Below are 17,670 nucleotides of genomic sequence, written 5' to 3'. Positions count from 1 at the left end.
ACTGAACCTGTTGGGGGATAACCCTCCTCCAACAGGTGTTAACCCCGAGTTAATTCCCACCGCACAAACTTCCTCCCGAAGTCTGCTTCATGGACGAACGGCTCCCACTTGTTCAGTAGGAGGCACCATGAAAATCACCACTGCAATCCTTGCCGGGCTACTCGCCCTTGGTTCCGCCAGCGCCTTCGCCGAAGGTGGCGCAGAACGCATGCGCTATTACTACGACAACTTCCCGGTACACCACGCGCAAAGCGAGCAATCGAGCGACGCCAACGCGAAAGAAATCCGGGTTCCAGCCGATCAGACGGCGCAAGTGACCGAGTCCTATCGCGACTGAATTTTATCGAGCAACCGATGAACCTCCCACGACTGTGCGCAGGATGGGGAGATGACAGTTGGGCGCCCTTTTCGGGCGCCTTTTTTATGCCTGCAGATCCTTGATCCAGAACAGCATGCGCCCGTGATTCGGGTCGAACATGCCAGGCGCAAAGCCGAACTTGCTGTAGGCGTTTTGCGCAATTGCATTGCCTTCCAAGACTTCAAGAGTGATCTTGCAGCAGCCGCGCTGCCGGGCGATTTCCTCGACCTTGCGCAGCATTTTCTGACTCAGCCCCAAACCGCGAAACTTGCTCATCACCGCCACATCGTGGACGTTGACCAACGGCTTGCAGGCGAAGGTGGAAAAGCCCTCGAAGCAGTTCACCAGCCCGGCCGGCTCGCCGCCGACAAACGCCAGCACGCTGAATGCATGCGCTCGCCGCGCCAGTTCTTCAGGCAACCGGCGCAGCAGTTCAGGGTCGATCGGGTGACCGCCGCCCATGGGGTCTTCTGCATAGTGATTGAGCACCACGCCGATGGCCTCGGCGTGCAGTGGATTGGTGTAACTGGCTTGAAGCACAAGAATTTCTGCGGAATCCATTTCCATCCCCAAACACACAAAAGCCCCAACGCGCAAAGTGCTTGCTGAAAGGCTCTCCGACCTTAGCGCGAGCGTGATGCGAAAAGCAAAATCAAAAGATCAATGCCCCCAGACCAGCTCCTCGGTCCAGCCCAGTTCAGCGAAATCCACGGCTCGTAATCCGGCCTCGCCTACGCAGAAAAACTCGTCCAGTTGCGGAGGCTCCACCGATGTATCACTGAGCATCGCGTGGACCTGGCCACGGTGATGAATCTGGTGCTCGAACAGATGCGAAAGCATGCGCAGACGACTGTCGTGCTGCGGTGTATCGCGGGCGATGGTCACGATACGTCCAAGATCGGCATCGCGCAGTTGCTCGCAATAAGCGATCAGCCGCCGGTCTACATGGGCCTGTTCTTCGCGCAATAGAGCAGCGTCGGTAAACGGTTCGTCAGCGTTGAAAAACACATAACAGTCCGGGTGTGGCTCATCACCGCGTAACTCGCGCTCCAGCGCATCCACGTAGAACCAGTCGCACGTCAGGATGTGATTGAGGGTCAGGCGGATGCCGGGAAAGAAACTCACCCGTGGCGCTGTCAGTGCTGCGTCGTCGAGTTGCGTCCATGCCTTGGCCAAGCGGTGATTGGCCCAGGCATTCTGGTAAGCCATGGTCAGCAGATGATGGGATAGCGGCTGAGTCATGTATGCACCCTCTTCACTCAAGCTTCGGCAAAGCGCTGCAACTGCATCTCTTGCAAACGGCTGAGGGTCCGCCGGAACGGGAATTCCAGATAGCCCTCGGTGTACAGCGCGTCCATGGCCACGTGTGCCTCGATGTACAGCGGTACCTTGCGGTCGTAGCACTCGTCGACCAGCGCGATGAACCGCCGGACGCCATCGTCGTGAACCGACAACTGCGGCAATTCACGATCACCCGCCATCACCCGCCGGGCGCCGTCTTCGGTGCCGCGAGCGATGCGCCCTTCGCGCTTCTGTGCGCTGAGGTTCGGCACGTCGCTCAAAAGAATAGCCCGATAGGTGTCGCACAGTGCGATGAAATCCATCGCGGCGAACGGTTGCTCGCACAGATCAGCGTAACGGCACCACAGCACGGTTTCACTGGCCTGCACCACGTTCAACACGCGATGGCCAACCGGCACCGGCTTGGCGCTGGACGATTGCCCGGCCGTCAGCGCTTTAAAGACTTCATCTAATGCACTGACGCCCTCGGGAGCGGCAACAAAGTAGCGCTGCTGGATCGCCCCCGGATGCAAACGATGATCCTCGGCGCCGTTCACCGCGACCACTTGCATATGCGCCTTGATCGCGGCGATCGCCGGGACGAAACGGTCGCGATTGAAGCCGTCGGCGTACAAATCATCCGGTGGCAGGTTGGACGTACAGACCACCACCACGCCTTCATCGAACATCACCTGAAACAATCGCCCGAGAATGATCGCATCGCCGATGTCGTTGACGAACAGTTCGTCGAAGCAGAGTACCCGCACCTCTGCCGCCAGCTCTTTGGCCAATGCGCGCAAGGGATCGGCGATCCCGGTCAACTGGAATGAACGTTGGTGCACCCAGCCCATGAAGTGATGGAAATGCTGACGCCGCGCCGGCACCCGCAGGCTCTGATAGAACTGATCCATCAGCCAGGTCTTGCCGCGTCCGACCGGCCCCCACAAATACACCCCGGTGATCGAACGAGCGCCGGTGTGCAAGGCTTCGTGGCATTTTTGTAGCGCAAAGACGGCATGCTCCTGAGCCTCATCCTGGATGAAACCCTTGTGTTCTATGGCGTGCTGCCAGGCGCTTAGCGGGGAGTCGAAAGTCATGCGCGGCAGTATGCCACGATGCCCTGCAGCCCAAACATCCCCTATAGGAGCTGCCCGAGCCTTCGGCAGCTCCTACACAGGTTTTTGTGGGCTTCAGAGATCGACTTTGTGCCTGGCGGCGTAGAGGCAGAGCATTTCCATGGCCAATGTCGCCGCCGCAAGCGAGGTGACTTCCGCGTGATCGTAGGCCGGCGCAACTTCCACTACGTCCATGCCCACCAGATTGATGCCGCGCAGGCCGCCGAGAATTTCCAGCGCTTGCACGGTGCTCAATCCGCCGCACACCGGCGTTCCGGTCCCCGGGGCAAAAGCCGGGTCAAGGCAGTCGATGTCGAATGTCAGGTACACCGGGTTGTCGCCCACCCTTGCCCGGATCGCCTCGACAATCGCCTCGCAGCCTTGCCGATGCACCTGTCGGGCGTCGAGTACCTGAAAGCCCTGATGATCATCGTTGGTGGTGCGCAAACCGATCTGCACCGAACGCGCCGGGTCTACCAAACCTTCCCGCGCGGCATGCCAGAACATGGTGCCATGATCGACTCGTTTACCCTCCTCGTCCGGCCAGGTATCGCTGTGCGCATCGAAGTGGATCAGCGACAGCGTGCCGTGCTTGCGTGCGTGGGCCTTGAGCAGTGGATAGCTGATGAAGTGGTCGCCACCGAGCGTGAGCATGGCGCTGCCGGCACTGAGAATATGTTCAGCGTGGGCCTCAATGCTTTCCGGGATGGTGTGCGGCGAGCCGTAATCGAAATCGCAATCGCCGTAATCGATCACTGCCAGATGATCGAACGGATCAAATGCCCACGGCCAGTGGCGTTCCCAGGCAATGCCGCTGGACGCTGCACGAATCCCCCGTGGCCCGAAGCGCGCGCCCGGACGGTTGCTGGTGGCGGTGTCGAACGGCACGCCGCTGACCGCCACGTCGACACCGCGCAAGTCGCGGCTATAGCGGCGGCGCATGAAACTGGTGATCCCGGCGTAGGTGCTTTCGGCGGCAGTGCCGAACAGGCTGTCACGGGTCAGGGCCTGGTCATTGAGCATGGGCTGATCCATCGGTGTGCTCCTGTTGTTATTGATGAGTTATTGATGGCTACGGAAAGTGGTCCACAGACGCGTGCGCTGACGCATGTCCTTGAGGTTCATGCTGCGGTCGGCGTAGAGCCGTTCGCGCACGTCGGTCGGTGGGTAGATATCCGGATCGTTGCGCACCGCCGCATCCACCAGCGGTGTTGCGGACTGATTGGCGTTGGCAAAAAACAGTGTGTTGGTCAGTTCGGCCACCGAATCGGGGCGCAGCATGAACTCGATGAACGCCCGCGCCGCCTCGGGATGCGGCGCGTCTTTGGGGATCGCCAGGTTGTCCTGCCAGATCAGCGTGCCTTCCTTGGGAATGCGGTAGGCGACTTCGTACGGTTTGTTGGCCTTGCGCGCCTGATCGGCCGCCATGCTCGCGTCACCGTTGTACGTCAGCGCCAGACACACGTTGCCGCTGGCCAGATCGTTGATCTGGCGCCCGGTCGCAACATAGAGCACCGATGGTTGAAGTTTCTGTAACAACGCCTCGGCGGCGGCCAGATCCTGCTTGTCGGTGCTGTAGGGATCTTTACCGAGATAGTGCAGCGCCAGCCCGATGACTTCCTGCGGCGAATCGAGCATCGCGATGCCGCAGTCCTTGAGCTTGCTCGCATATTCGGGCTTGAACAGTAAGTCGAGGCTGTTCAACGGCACGTCTGGCAGACGTTGTTTTACCGCCTCGACGTTGATGCCCAGACCGAGCGTGCCCCAGGTATAAGGCACGCCGTAGCGATTGCCAGGATCGACGGCGGCGAGTTTCTTTAGCAGATCCGGGTCAAGGTTGGCGTAGCCCTTGAGTCCATCGTGAGGAATCTCTTTTAGTGCTCCGGCCGCCAGCCCACGGGCCAATACGCTGGAGGACGGCACGACCACGTCGTAACCGCTACCACCGGTGAGCAACTTGGTTTCCAGCACCTCAGAGCTATCGAACGTGTCGTAGCGCACGTGGATGCCGGTTTCCTGCTCGAAGCGCTGCAAGGTCTGCGGCGGCACGTAGTCGGCCCAACTATAGAGATTGAGGGTTTTTTCCTCGGCCTGAGCATTGATGACCACGGACAGCAACAGCGCGGGGAAACACAGCTTGAACACGGGAGCCATGACGAACACCTGACCGGAGGAAGTGGTGACAGAATGCGCGCTCGGATACATTGGCAAAATTCCAAGTTTATTAACCTGACTTTATTGCGGAGTAATGTGATGCTCGGGCAGCTTCACGATGTCGACTTGCAGCTGTTGCGCCTGTTCGTCCGGGTGGTCGAGTGCGGCGGGTTCAGTGCAGCGCAAGGCGAACTGGGCTTGAGCCAGTCGAGCATCAGCCAACAAATGGCCAAACTGGAAACTCGCCTCGGCTATCGCCTGTGCAGCCGTGGCAAGGGCGGTTTCAGTGTTACGCCCAAGGGCGAGCAACTGCTGATCGCTGTTCGCACCCTGTTCGAATCGATTGAAACCTTCCGCCATCAATCCAACGGCGTCGCCGGGCGTTTGATCGGTGAAGTGCGCCTCGGTATTTCCGAAGCGGTCGACCAATCGGTGTTGCAACGGGTGGCCGAAGCCATCCGCCGCTTCCGGGAACGGGATGAATCGGTGCGCATCGAGTTGATCAGCGCCATGCCCGGCGAAATGGAGCGTTTGCTATTGCAACAGCGGCTGGATCTGGCGATCGGCTATTTCTCGCAGGTGCAAAGCGCGTTCGACTACCGCCAGTTGTTCAGCGAGACACAGCACTTGTATTGCGCGCCGGGTCATCCGTTGTTCACGGACATTGCGCCCAGTGATGCCGCGATCGAGGCCTGTGACCGGGTCGATCATCCGTATCGGTTTTTGCGGTTTGATGAGCCGTTTCAGGGAAAACACTGCTCGGCGCGTTCGGAGCAGGTCGAGGGCACGCTGGCGTTTATTTTGTCGGGCAAACATGTCGGTTATCTACCCGATCACTATGCGCGTGGCTGGCAGGACAAGGGCTTGTTGCGGCCCGTGCGCGAAGGCGAGTTGAGTTTTGACGTGGCGTTTCATCTGGCTCGGCACCGTGCGCAGGTACCCGGGGATGCGCAGATTGCCTTTGAAGAGGATTTGCTTGCTGCGTTTGCTTGAAGATTAAAAGATCGTCCGAACGCGGCCCGAGCTTTCGGCAGCGCCTACAAATGGATAAACCTTCCTCGCCCAATAAAACCTGACCTTTCAGGCAGTTTTATTGCATTGCCCTCGCCGCCCTCTTCCGGCATTCTGCGCCTCCATTTTCTGACCCGGCCCCGCCTCACGGCACGCAAATCACCATGACCGCCTCTGAAAAAGCCCCACGCAACAACGATCTGATCTACGGTCTCAACGACCGTCCGCACCTCACTGCTACCGTGTTTGCCGCGCTGCAACACGTGTTGGCGAGCTTCGTCGGCATCATCACTCCGACCCTGATCATGGGCGGCGCCCTCGGCCTGCAAAGTGAAATCCCTTACCTGATCAGCATGGCGCTGTTCGTTTCCGGACTCGGCACCTTCGTGCAGGCCAAGCGGTTCGGCCCGGTCGGCTCGGGGTTGTTGTGCCTGCAAGGCACGAGTTTTTCCTTTATCAGCGTGATTCTCAGCGCCGGTTTCATGGTCAAGGCTCGCGGTGGCGGCACCGATGAAATCCTCTCGACAATTTTTGGCGTGTGCTTTTTCGCTGCATTCATTGAAGTGGTGCTGAGCCAGTTCATCGGCAAGCTGCGCATGCTCATCACCCCGGTGGTCACGGGCACGATCATTACGTTGATGGGCCTGTCGCTGATCAAAGTGGCGATGACCGACATTGCCGGCGGTTTCGGTGCGGCCGATCTGGGCGCGGCCAGCCATGTATTTCTGGCAGCGCTGGTGCTCGGCACCATCGTGGTGTTGAACCGCGTCGACGTGCCGTTCCTGCGGTTGGGCGCGATTGTGATCGGCCTGACCCTCGGCTACGTGGTCGCGTGGCTGATGGGCACCGTGGATTTTGCCAGCCTGCCTGAAGTGCCTCTGGTAAGCGTGCCGGTGCCGTTCAAGTACGGCTTCAATTTCGATTGGGTGGCGTTCGTGCCAGTGGCGGTGATCTTCCTCGTGTCGCCGCTGGAAGCTGCCGGTGATCTGACCGCCAACTCGATGATTTCCCGGCAACCGGTCAAAGGTCCGTTGTACATCCGCCGGATCAAGTCCGGGCTGCTCGCCGACGGTCTCAACTCGGCCATGGCCGCCGTATTCAACAGCATGCCGATGGTGACTTTTGCGCAGAACAACGGCGTGATTCAGTTGACCGGCGTGGCCAGCCGCTACGTCGCTTTCTTTATCGCTGGCCTGCTGGTGGTGTTGGGGCTGTTCCCGATGATCGGTGCGGTGCTGCAACTGATGCCGAAACCGGTGCTCGGCGGCGCGGAACTGGTGATGTTCGGCACCGTCGCCGTGGCCGGGATCAAGATCCTCGCCGAGGCTGGCCTGCATCGACGCAACATGCTGATCGTGGCGATTTCCCTGGGTATGGGCCTGGGCATTGCCGCCGTGCCGGAAGTCCTGCGCGAGTTGCCACAAGCGCTGCGTAACATCTTCGAATCGCCAATCACCGTCGGGGCGTTGTGCGCTATCGTGCTGAACATCTTCCTGCCGGAAGAATTCATCGAACTGGAAGAAGACGACTTCGACCCGGAAGCCTCTATTCTTCAGGTCATGGAAAACCCGGATGTCCCGGCCAAAGGTGAACCTGCCTCGCCAGCGGCTGTCGCACAGTTGAACCGCTAAAAGCGACGCCTGCGAAAAAGGGCTGCGCCGGTAACGGTTCAGCCCTTTTTTGTTGAGAGACTGTTTATGCGCCGTCTGCACGCCGTCGTTCTGTCACTGCTTATGTTGTCCCTCAGCGCCTGCGCGCTGTTCCCCAATCGCGATCCGGTGAATATCAATGTGGTCGGCATTGAGCCATTGACCAGCCAGGATCTTGAAGTGCGTTTCGCCATCAAGCTGCGCGTGCAGAACCCCAACGAAACCGCCATCGACTACAACGGCATCGCCCTGGATCTGGAAGTCAACGGCCACTCGCTGGCCTCGGGCGTGAGCGATCAGAGCGGCACCATCGGGCGTTTCTCTGAAGCCATCGTCAGCGTTCCGGTCAGCGTTTCCGCATTCTCCGTGCTACGCCAGACCCTCGGCCTGAGCCAGACGCAGACCCTCGACAACCTGCCCTACGTGCTGCGCGGCAAACTCGCCGGCGGGCTGTTCGGCACCATGCGCTTTACCGACAGCGGCAAGCTCAGCCTGCCCAAGGCCAGCGCCGCGACCTGGTAAAAATGCGTTAGCTTCGCACGTCTATCAAAGACACTCATGGAGGCCGCAGGTTTATGGAAGACACACCCACGCTGTATACCGAACGGCTGATCCTGCGCCCTTTGCAATTGGCAGATGCCGAGGCCGTACAGCAACAGTTTGCGCACTGGGAAGTGGTGAGATACCTCAACGCCGCTGTCCCTTGGCCCTACCCGGAAGATGGCGCACTCACCTATTTGCGTGACATAGCGCTGCCAGCGATGGTGGCTGGCAAGGAGTGGCATTGGTCGATTCGCCTGAAGGCCTCGCCGCAGCAGTTGATCGGCAATATCAGCCTGATGGATCAACAGGACAACAACCGTGGATTCTGGCTCGCGCCGGCGTGGCAAGGCCAGGGCCTGATGACCGAAGCCTGTGTGGCGGTGACTGACTACTGGTTCAAAACCCTCGACCGCCCGCTGATGCGTGTGCCGAAAGCGGCACCGAATATTGGCTCGCGCAGACTCTCCGAGCGTGCGGGGATGCGCTTGATACGTACCGATGAAGACAACTTTGTCAGCGGCCGACTTCCTCGGGAAATCTGGGAAATCACTCGTGAGGAATGGCAGAGCACTCAACACTGAACCCCGCCCCTGTAGGAGCTGCCGAAGGCTGCGATCTTTTGACCTTGATTGTAAAAAAAAAGATCAAAAGATCGCAGCCTTCGGCAGCTCCTACAGGGTTTCAAGTGACAGGAATTATGTGTTGAAACGCACACCCGGCTTGGCGCGTTCGTCCACAGACAATTCGAAGACATCCGGCCGCGCATAGTGGCCGACCACGTCGTAATCGTAGCGAGCGCGGATCAATTCGTCGGTATCGATTGCAGCCGTGAGCAACCCCGCCTCCCCGCGCAACGGCCCCGCCAGCACATCGCCCATTGGCCCGACAATCACGCTCCCCCCGGCAATCAAAGGTCGATCCGCTGGCCAATTGGCAATCGCCACCCCCAGTTCATCCGGCGATGCCTGCACCTGACAAGCACTGACCACAAAACAGCGTCCCTCATGGGCGATATGGCGCATGCTGACCTGCCACATCTCGCGCTCATCCACGGTCGGCGCGCACCAGACTTCAACGCCCTTGGCGTACATCGCCGTGCGCAGCAACGGCATCATGTTTTCCCAGCACACCACCGCACCGAGCTTGCCGACCTGGCTGTCGAGCACCGGCAACGTCGAACCGTCGCCCTTGCCCCAGATCAGTCGCTCCGTACCGGTGGGCATCAGTTTGCGGTGTTTGGCGACCAGACCGCCCTGCGGATCGAAGTACAACGCCGTGCAATACAGGGTGCTGCCGGCACGCTCGATCACGCCGATCACCAGATTGGCCCCGGTGCGGGCCGACAAACCGGCCAGCGCTTCGGTTTCTGCACCCGGCACATCAATGGCATTGGCAAAATACCGCGCAAATGCTTCGCGCCCTTCCGGCAGTCGATAACCCAGTTGCGTGCCGAATCCCTCACCTTTCGGATAACCGCCGAGCAACGCTTCCGGCATCACCACCAATGCCGCGCCGGACTCGATGATCGCCGCTTCCCAGCCCAGAATCTGCTCCAGGGTTTCGCCCTTGCCACCGGGCAAGGCACCGATCTGCAGCGCTGCAACAATTGATTTTGGCATCACAATGACTCCGTCAGTATCAAGTGTTGCTGATTCTCCAGCGCACAGCGATCATGAATAAAGACCCGATCACTGCTGAATGATATGAGCCATATGAATATCGCCGAAGTCGACCTCAACCTGCTGAAAGTCTTCGAAGCCCTGCATGAGGAATCCAGCGCCAGCCGCGCCGCACTGCGCCTTGGCGTGACGCAATCGGCGGTCAGTGCGGCGCTGCGGCGTTTGCGGGATGTCTATGGCGATCAATTGTTCGTGCGCACCGGACGCGGACTGGCGCCGACGCTTAAAGCCAATCAGTTGAAACCGGTGGTCAGCGATGCACTGAACAAATGCCGGCAGAGCCTGGCGATGATTGATCCGGCGGCCAATCACTACGACGGTCGTTCGGTCACCGTAGGGCTATCGGACGACTTCGAAATTGCCTACGGCCGACGGTTGATCGAGGAACTCGCCCGCAGCGCACCGAAGCTGCGGCTGATCTTCCGCCAGACCCACAGCCAGATCGTCGCTCGCGCACTGATGGAGCGCAGCATCGATCTGGCAATCACCGCCGGCGGGTTTGCCGAACGCTTGCTCAGCCGTCAGGTGTTGGGTGAAGGGGGCTATGCGTGCCTGGTGGACCCGGCGAGCCTTGCGCCCGGCCAGCAGCAGATCGATCTGGAGGAGTTCGTCGCCCGCGATCACCTGCTGGTGTCGTCGGGTGGTTTTATCGGGATCACCGATGAAGGGCTGGCGGCGTTGGGCTTGAGTCGCCGGGTGTGCGCCTCGACCACGCATTTTGCTGCGTTGCCGTATTTGCTAAAGGGCAGCCAGGCCGTGGCGACGATTCCGACGCATGCCGCCGAGAGCATCGCCGCGCTCAACGGGCTGACGCTGCTGCCCTGCCCACTGGCCTTGCCGCGCTACCCGATCGAACTGGGCTGGCGCACCAGCACGCAGATCGATCCGGTGGTGGTGAAGGTTCGCGAGGCGATTGTCGCGTGCTTCACCCAGGGCTGAAACGGCGTTACTTGCTCGCCGCCATCAAACGATTGATTTCACTGCGCACCATGTTGGCAAACTCCGGCGGCGACATGCCGTCCAGTTCCGCGCGCACCCACTCGGCCCATTTGCCCTTGCGCTTGGCGCGTTCGCCGAACAAGCGCGCGGCTTCACCTTTGGCTTTGCCCAGATTGTTCTGCCAGAGTTCGAACAGACGGGATTTCTCGTCTTCCAGCGCGGCGCGCTCTGCGAGGGATTTGTCGGCCAGATTGAAACTCATGGGGAATTATCCTGCTGCGTAAAATGGCGACATCTTACACGCTCGACGGAAATCTCCCGCGCAGGTTTTTATTCCTGACCTAAATTCAGTGCAACTTTTTACAAAGCGCCACACTCCATTGATCACTGTCCATTCAACTGCAAGGAGTCACCCAATGGCCCGGAAATCCGCCGTGCAAGCCGCCGAAGAGCAAATCAAGGATCAAGCCTTCAGCGAACTTCAGGCTCTGATCGAAGAGTCGGACAAACTGCTTAAGAGCAGCGCATCACTGGTCGGCGAAGAAGCGGAGAGCCTGCGCGGGCAAATCGCCCTGAAGCTGCAACAGGCGCTGGATTCGGTCTCCAGCGTGCGCGACCGTACCAAACCCGCTGTCGAGGCCACCGAAAGCTACATCGGCGGTCATCCTTGGCAGACCGTGGCGATCTCCGCCGGTTTCGGTCTGGTGGTCGGCTTATTGCTTGGCCGTCGCTGAGCCTCAGCGTAATAAAAAAGGCGAGCCTGTTGGCTCGCCTTTTTCATGTCTGCGGAAAACTCAATAACCGGCCAGTTCCCGCAACTGCACCAGTGTCTGTTCATCCAGCACGACACCCTCGACCTGCGACTTCGCCCGCTGCAAATGCCGACGATCACCCGGCAATCGTTTAAGCCCAACCCCGTGCATCTGCCGCACCAGTTCCTCACTGCGCTCGGCAAAACCCTGCCCGGCCGCCTTGCTCGGGTCGATCACGATCAGCAACTGCCCGGTCCACGGTGTTTTCGCACCGGGATGGTTTGACCAATCGAATTCAAAAGAAAAATTGCCGCCGGTCAACGCCGCCGCCAACAGCTCAACCATCATCGACAGCGCCGAGCCCTTGTGGCCGCCAAACGGCAACAACGCCCCGCCTTCAAGAATTGCCTTGGGGTCCTGGGTCGGCTGACCAAGGCTGTCAACGCCCATTCCGGGCGCCAGCCTTTCGCCTTTGCGCGCAGCAATCTGCACGTCGCCATGGGCGATGGCACTGGTCGCCAGATCAAAGACAATCGGCGCGGCACCGGCCCGTGGCGCGGCAAAGGCAATCGGATTGGTCCCGAACAAGGGGCGATCGGCGCCGTGTGGCACTACGCAGGTCATGCTGTTGACGACACTGAGCGCCACCAGTCCTTCATCGGCGAAAGGCTCGACATCCGGCCACAGCGCGGCAAAGTGATGCGAGTTGCGAATCGCCAACACGGCGATCCCGGCGCTACGCGCCTTTTCCACCAGCAAAGGCCGCGCAGCTGCCAACGCAGGCTGGGCAAAACCATTGCCGGCATCGACACGCACAAACCCGCTGGCAACATCTTCAACCTGAGGCACGGCGTGCCCGTTGACCCAGCCGCTGTTAAGGGTCGAGACGTAGCCAGGAATCCGGAATACGCCATGGCTGTGGGCGCCATCGCGTTCGGCTCCGGCGCAGTTGGCGGCCAGCACCTGGGCGACTTCGGTGGACGTGCCATGGCGCAGAAAAATCGTTTCAAGCATTTGCGTCAGCGCTTCGAGGGTTAACGAGGACGAGACAGCAGAAGACACAGAATTGTGTGGCGCAGACATCTGAAGCTCCAGAATGATTATTGGAGGGAACAACAGCGTACGGACAACTTGCCCAGCGATTAACCACGCCGCCCCCGCCCCCTGTCAACCCTTCGACGGCAGCAATGCCTGCAACACTTGCCAAGCGATAACTATCTACCACCTCGGCGTCGACCTCTCCTCCTAGTCTTGGCCCTCCTTTCTCGCGCCGAGCGCGCCATTACCGAGAGTCGAAGATGCCCGATCCCGCCGCCCCGTTGCTTTTCCCCGAAACCCTGAATTTTCCCGGCCAGAGGAAAGCGTTGGGGCAAACCCACAAGCTCAACGGCAAGGATTTCGATTGGCTGGCCCATGTAAAACTGGCCACACAGGCGCTGCGCAACAAGCAATCCCCATCCATGGTCGCGCAAAAAATTCGTATCGCAGCCGGCCCGGCGACCGCCATCACCCTGGCCGGTAGTTTCATACTCACCGAGACCCCCGACGACAAGGGCGCGATCCTGTATACCCCTTACGACGGCATCAAGAAATACGACAGCCTTGCGACGCTTGAAACGTTACTTGAGAAGCGCTTGCAGGACGCTGATGAGCAGGATCAGACATTGGCCTTTCTCTCGCTGGCCCAGCGCAGACAGGTTGTCGAGCAAGGGAGCCTCACGCTGACGTACGAAACCATCGACGGCGATGTGTTCGAGCATCAGCAGGCCGCCATTCTCGCGTGCCAGCAATTGAACGCCGAGGCCATATTGGCCGAGTTGAAACAATTGCCTTCGCTGACATCACTGGTGGAGGCGATCCTTGACGATCTGTTGAAGGCCGATTTCCCCCACATCAAACAGGCCCAAACCCGGGTCAATTTCTACACCGACGCGCCCATCAAAGACAGTGTCCCGGCGGCGGCCAGACACTGGCACGACTCAACGAGTCTGAGCGATGCGGTGCTGACGCTTTATCGGCATCAACGTTGGCCGACTGACCAGCTGCATGAGTTTTCCAACCCCAGGCATTCACCGTTCGCAGGCGATCAGGCGATATGGGAAAACGCTCTGCAACAAGCATCGGGCAAACTCAAGATATTGCTGTTTGGCGAAATGGAGCGCTTTTGGGACGACCCCGCCAGGGCGGGCGCCTCGCGACGTGAATTCTTCGGTGAGGCCCTTGAAGATCAGGCACGCGCCGAGCTGATGCTCAAACGCGAAGCCGGCGTCATCGATGCCAGCCAGTTCGCCATCCTGCATCAGATGATTCGCCCCGCGGCCTTGCCAACCCGTCGCCCGACCATCGAAACCGTGCGCCTGTGGGAGTACGAACCCAACTTTGTCGAACTGGCAGGCTCGTTGATGATCAGCCATACCGACGTTTGTCTTTACACCCCGACCATGGGGCTGCAGGTGCTAGCCGATTACAACGACCTGAAAAGAACCGTGTTGAGCAAGTTCCGCGCACCCGGCCACGAGGACGAACTGTATGGGTTGCTGGACCTTGAAGAGCGCAAACGCTTTATCGGCTTCGACCGGCCGCAGGTGACCGGAGAAAGCGTTGGCGGCGAGATTTTCAAAGTGCTGTTTGAGGCGATCATCACCAAACAGAGACAGAGCATCGAATATGCCTTACAAGTGTTCCGTCACAGCGACGGAGCCGTAGACATCCATGCCATGTTCGACAAGGCTCTGGATATTCGCGCCATGATTCATGAACGCCTGCTGGAGCTCGATGCCGGTGAGCGCTGGACCACACGGCCAGTGCTGGCGGGTGTTCAACAACCGTCCGAAGTGCGGGTGCAGAAAGCCGCAGCGGTCGCGAGAACCTGCGAAGAAATCGAGCCCTTGCTCACCAGTTCATTCAAAGTCCAGCCCGTGACCCGCGTCGACGCACAACGCAGCTACCTGGAAAACATGAAATCACGACTGGCTCATTCACTCTTTGTCGGGGTGACGGGTGAAGCGGCCTTGCGCGTGCTCAGTGGTTCACTGAAAACCGCCGAACAGATGATCGTCGATACCGTGTTCTACTCCGATCAGCCCAGCCGCGACAATCGGCGTTCACTCAACGGTTTTCGGCCCGATGCCTGGTCGATCACACTGGATACTCCCGGCGGTCAGGATTCATCGACGCTAGCCCACTGTGTGTTGCTGACCGAACGTGGTGGCCTCGACGACTTGCACTCAGGAAGAGTGATTGTGTGGACGCCCGCGCTTGGACTGGAAGCTTTTAACAGCATCGCAGTAGCGCGACTGGCGCTGAATCAAAGGCTCAAGGACAGCTCGGGGCGCCTGTCACTGTTGGAAAATCTGCTTCCACAAGAACGCCGATTCCATCAGCAATACACCTTGGGTGCCTTGCGGTTGATCGAAGACAATGTGCTGCACAACCTCGTGCAATCAGGCATCGAGCACTTCATTGCACGGTGTGACGAGCTTCGTCAGCGCTTCAAAGGCCGAAGCGGACTGACTTCAGCGCTGGCCACTCTGACCAATAGGGCCATCGATACCAATCTGCTGCGCACCATTCACCTGGCGAAGGCCATCAATCAACAGCAGGCGCTTCCTGCCTGGTTAGGCATGGCACCCATTGGCGAGCAGCAAATACACCTCGAACTGCTTGAGCAATGGCGTCACAGCGTGGTCGACCACAAGGACTACCTCAGCGGCATGCCTTCGCTCGACGACTACGTCAATCGAACGTTGAAGTCACTGCTCGACACTCGATTCAAAGACAGCAAACTGGAACCGCAAGACATCGAAATCACGCCCAATCTGGCTTTGGCCGGGCCTGCCCGCCCCCTCACCGAGTTTGCGCTGAATCATATCAACATTGCCCAAGGCACCGGTTTCGCAGTCGCCTCGAAAACCCTCAAACAGCTCCCGGACGGTCTGGACCAAGCGACGGTCAGGCAATTGTTGCTGTCGCTGGACATCCCCACAACCTTCGCCAAATCGATAACGGACGCACTCACCGATGGCCACCCTGAGGCCAAAGAGCGCAAACAGCGTTTCATTCGCCAGATCCCCTGGCAACTGCTGCAACATGCCCATGGATTGAAACTGCAACAACAACTCTCCGGCAGCGCCTTCGACTACCTCTGCCAGGTGTTGGACATACCGGATGGCATAGCGCGCACCACCGTTGAAGGTGCCCATGCGCTTGTGTATCCGTTGTCGTTGATCAAAACCGCAGGCGCAGCAGCCGTGGAAGCGTTGGGCGTGTACGTCATTGGACCGGGCAGCGGCCATACCGGGCCGCGGGTCGTCTATGTGCCTTATGCGGAACAACTGCTGCGTGAATTCGCCGACGAGGCAAGCCTGATCGCGGCAGTGAACACACCGGGCACTTTTCAGGATCTGGTGATTCGCCGCCTGCCGCAGACACAGCAATCGGTGTTTCGGGGGCTGTTGCAATCAAGCGCCGGCCAAGTCAGCGAGATGACGCTGTCGGGCAACACCATCACCGGCAATCTTTTACACAGGTTCTTTAGCGACAATCTCAAGCTACTGCCGCAACTGTTGAGTTGCCAGTCCAAAAGCACCGCCCAAGCCGATTGGGACGCGGCGAAAAAACTATTCAGCCATGGCGCCAGCCTGATCTCGGGCCTGCTGCCGGGCAAACTCTCGTACGTAACGTTTCTTTGGCAGGCTTACAAAGACTTCAAGGACTCGGCGGAAAATCTTCAGGATCATCACTGGACGCAAGCCCTGAAATCGTTTATCGCCGGTGGCCTGCAAATGATCACTCTGGGGCGCCTGGCGATCGAAGACTCTGCGGCAACGACAGCCGAAATACCGAGTCCCCCCCCAATCAGACCCGAAGGTAGCAGCGACGTCGCCGACACGACGACGAACCCGCCCGAAGTGGTCGCTCCCACATGGTCGCAGATCCGGACAACCTCACCCCTGCGCACCGAGTTACAGCCATTTGAAACATCGGCTGTAGCACTCGAGGATCTCAAACGGGACACGAAGAACGGCACTTACGAGGATCCGACCAGCAAACACACCTACACCGCCATTGCCGGCAAGGTCCATCGTGTCGAACAACCGGGCGCAGTCTGGCAGATCGTCAACGATCAACAGCCCGGTCCGTCATTAAGGCTGACGGGGTCGCGTCTCTTGCTGGCGCCCGATCGTCATGCAGTGCACTACGGCAAAGCGATCTCCAAACTGCACAAGCGTTATGCCGTGGAGATGGATCGCAGGACAATGTTGAACATCGAAGCGATTGGCATGGCGCAGATACGGCGCGATCATCCACAGAAGGCGCAAGTCATTCAGCACGCTGTCGATCTTGCGCGCTTTTATGCATTCAATTGCCTTCATAACCTGGCCCAGTTGAAAGCTAATGTTCCCGGTACCCGCCTGGACGGATTCCTCAGGGTGTTTTTTGGCGTCACGCAAGTTGATACCGGGTTGTTGCGCAAACTCAACCAAGCGATTGTGCCCATTTGCCAGGCGTTAGTGGATCCCGACGATGACCTGATGAACACCGATCGCTTCGTTGTCGGCTCCAATACATTCTTTTCATCGATCATTGCGTTCGTGCTGAGCAACGACGACCGCAAAATGGTTCATTTCACCGAAAACTTTTTCAACCAACAACTGGATTCGTATAAATCGATACTGGGGCAACCTTTCGACATTGATGGCCATGCTCAAGCTGCGATATTGATCCACGAGTTCGCTCATCAATATTCCAAGGCCGAAGATTTCGCCACGTTGGAGTCGCGTCGCCCTTTTCACGATCTGATAACGACCTTCACGTTGTACGGATTGGCCATGAAACACGAACTGGAAACGTTCCAGGCCCAGGCACTGTCACTCGCGACGCCCCGCGACGAACTGTTTGCGCGCTGGAGTAAAAAGAAAGGCTCGTACGTCAGTCTGGACAAGATCCCGGGGGCTGAGGACCTCAGCAAATCGATACTTACCCTGACATCCAGCCCAACCATGAACGAAGCACGCAATGCGTTTCTTGATCAGAACTCAGCGGATGTGCGCATCGATGTGATTCTGCGCAACGCAGATTCCATCGCCCGGCTGATCTGTGAGATGGGCCGGCAACTGGATCCGGTGCCACAGCCCTGAAACACGCAAAAAAATGCGCAGGCGGTTAAGCCTGCGCATTCAGTCAAGT

At 59.0% G+C, this 17,670-nt stretch carries 16 protein-coding genes; 8 read left to right on the top strand and 8 right to left on the bottom strand.

The genetic code is table 11. The features are described from left to right. Window positions 1-127: 127 nt before the first annotated feature. Window positions 128-337, top strand: coding sequence for a hypothetical protein (locus ACA043_RS13980; protein ID WP_497659487.1), 210 nt, complete (start codon window positions 128-130; stop codon window positions 335-337). An 84-nt stretch (window positions 338-421) separates the two neighbouring features. On the opposite strand, the gene ACA043_RS13975 is transcribed toward ACA043_RS13980, so the two are convergent. The 5 genes from ACA043_RS13975 to ACA043_RS13955 all read right to left on the bottom strand — a co-directional run bounded on the left by ACA043_RS13975 (window position 422) and on the right by ACA043_RS13955 (window position 4,908). Beyond that, complete coding sequence (locus tag ACA043_RS13975; RefSeq protein ID WP_187678356.1) at window positions 422-919, bottom strand: GNAT family N-acetyltransferase; 498 nt, start codon at window positions 917-919, stop codon at window positions 422-424. A 99-nt stretch (window positions 920-1,018) separates the two neighbouring features. Beyond that, window positions 1,019-1,600: a DinB family protein gene (locus ACA043_RS13970; RefSeq protein WP_497659486.1), complete on the bottom strand. Its 582-nt coding sequence runs from the start codon at window positions 1,598-1,600 to the stop codon at window positions 1,019-1,021. Between the two features lie 17 nt (window positions 1,601-1,617). Beyond that, entirely contained in the window at window positions 1,618-2,736 is a 1,119-nt protein-coding gene (zapE, locus tag ACA043_RS13965; protein ID WP_497659485.1) for a cell division protein ZapE, read from the bottom strand. Between the two features lie 93 nt (window positions 2,737-2,829). Next, entirely contained in the window at window positions 2,830-3,789 is a 960-nt protein-coding gene (gene speB / locus ACA043_RS13960) for an agmatinase (protein WP_497659484.1), read from the bottom strand. A gap of 27 nt (window positions 3,790-3,816) precedes the next feature. After that, window positions 3,817-4,908, bottom strand: a complete 1,092-nt coding sequence (locus tag ACA043_RS13955) for a polyamine ABC transporter substrate-binding protein (protein WP_497659483.1) — start codon at window positions 4,906-4,908, stop codon at window positions 3,817-3,819. Window positions 4,909-5,007: 99 nt separating this feature from the next. On the opposite strand from ACA043_RS13955, the gene ACA043_RS13950 reads away from it, so the two are divergent. The 4 genes from ACA043_RS13950 to ACA043_RS13935 all read left to right on the top strand — a co-directional run bounded on the left by ACA043_RS13950 (window position 5,008) and on the right by ACA043_RS13935 (window position 8,692). After that, window positions 5,008-5,901: a LysR family transcriptional regulator gene (locus ACA043_RS13950; RefSeq protein ID WP_497659482.1), complete on the top strand. Its 894-nt coding sequence runs from the start codon at window positions 5,008-5,010 to the stop codon at window positions 5,899-5,901. 182 nt (window positions 5,902-6,083) lie between these two features. Further along, window positions 6,084-7,550 (top strand): nucleobase:cation symporter-2 family protein, encoded by a 1,467-nt coding sequence (locus tag ACA043_RS13945; RefSeq protein ID WP_305443510.1) that lies wholly within the window; start codon window positions 6,084-6,086, stop codon window positions 7,548-7,550. A gap of 66 nt (window positions 7,551-7,616) precedes the next feature. Beyond that, a complete protein-coding gene (locus tag ACA043_RS13940) occupies window positions 7,617-8,090 on the top strand; it encodes an LEA/WHy family protein (protein ID WP_497659481.1) in 474 nt (157 codons plus the stop codon). Between the two features lie 53 nt (window positions 8,091-8,143). Further along, window positions 8,144-8,692 (top strand): GNAT family N-acetyltransferase, encoded by a 549-nt coding sequence (locus tag ACA043_RS13935; protein WP_497659480.1) that lies wholly within the window; start codon window positions 8,144-8,146, stop codon window positions 8,690-8,692. A gap of 114 nt (window positions 8,693-8,806) precedes the next feature. Here the strand turns inward: ACA043_RS13935 and ACA043_RS13930 are convergent, their stop codons facing one another. After that, window positions 8,807-9,730 (bottom strand): carbon-nitrogen hydrolase family protein, encoded by a 924-nt coding sequence (locus ACA043_RS13930; protein WP_497659479.1) that lies wholly within the window; start codon window positions 9,728-9,730, stop codon window positions 8,807-8,809. A gap of 84 nt (window positions 9,731-9,814) precedes the next feature. Between ACA043_RS13930 and ACA043_RS13925 the strand changes: the two genes are divergently transcribed. Next, a complete protein-coding gene (locus ACA043_RS13925; protein WP_497618113.1) occupies window positions 9,815-10,729 on the top strand; it encodes a LysR family transcriptional regulator in 915 nt (304 codons plus the stop codon). A 7-nt stretch (window positions 10,730-10,736) separates the two neighbouring features. Here the strand turns inward: ACA043_RS13925 and ACA043_RS13920 are convergent, their stop codons facing one another. Beyond that, complete coding sequence (locus tag ACA043_RS13920; RefSeq protein WP_187678345.1) at window positions 10,737-10,991, bottom strand: hypothetical protein; 255 nt, start codon at window positions 10,989-10,991, stop codon at window positions 10,737-10,739. 154 nt (window positions 10,992-11,145) lie between these two features. On the opposite strand from ACA043_RS13920, the gene ACA043_RS13915 reads away from it, so the two are divergent. Further along, window positions 11,146-11,463, top strand: a complete 318-nt coding sequence (locus tag ACA043_RS13915; protein WP_187678344.1) for an ElaB/YgaM/YqjD family protein — start codon at window positions 11,146-11,148, stop codon at window positions 11,461-11,463. Between the two features lie 60 nt (window positions 11,464-11,523). Here ACA043_RS13915 and ACA043_RS13910 read toward each other — a convergent pair whose 3' ends face one another. Next, complete coding sequence (locus ACA043_RS13910) at window positions 11,524-12,564, bottom strand: Ldh family oxidoreductase (RefSeq protein WP_401267405.1); 1,041 nt, start codon at window positions 12,562-12,564, stop codon at window positions 11,524-11,526. Between the two features lie 215 nt (window positions 12,565-12,779). On the opposite strand from ACA043_RS13910, the gene ACA043_RS13905 reads away from it, so the two are divergent. Beyond that, window positions 12,780-17,621: a dermonecrotic toxin domain-containing protein gene (locus ACA043_RS13905; RefSeq protein ID WP_497659478.1), complete on the top strand. Its 4,842-nt coding sequence runs from the start codon at window positions 12,780-12,782 to the stop codon at window positions 17,619-17,621. Window positions 17,622-17,670: the final 49 nt, after the last annotated feature.

The sequence above is a fragment of the Pseudomonas sp. LBUM1648 genome, from assembly GCF_059716145.1.
This window is presented reverse-complemented; position numbering and strand designations above follow the sequence as displayed.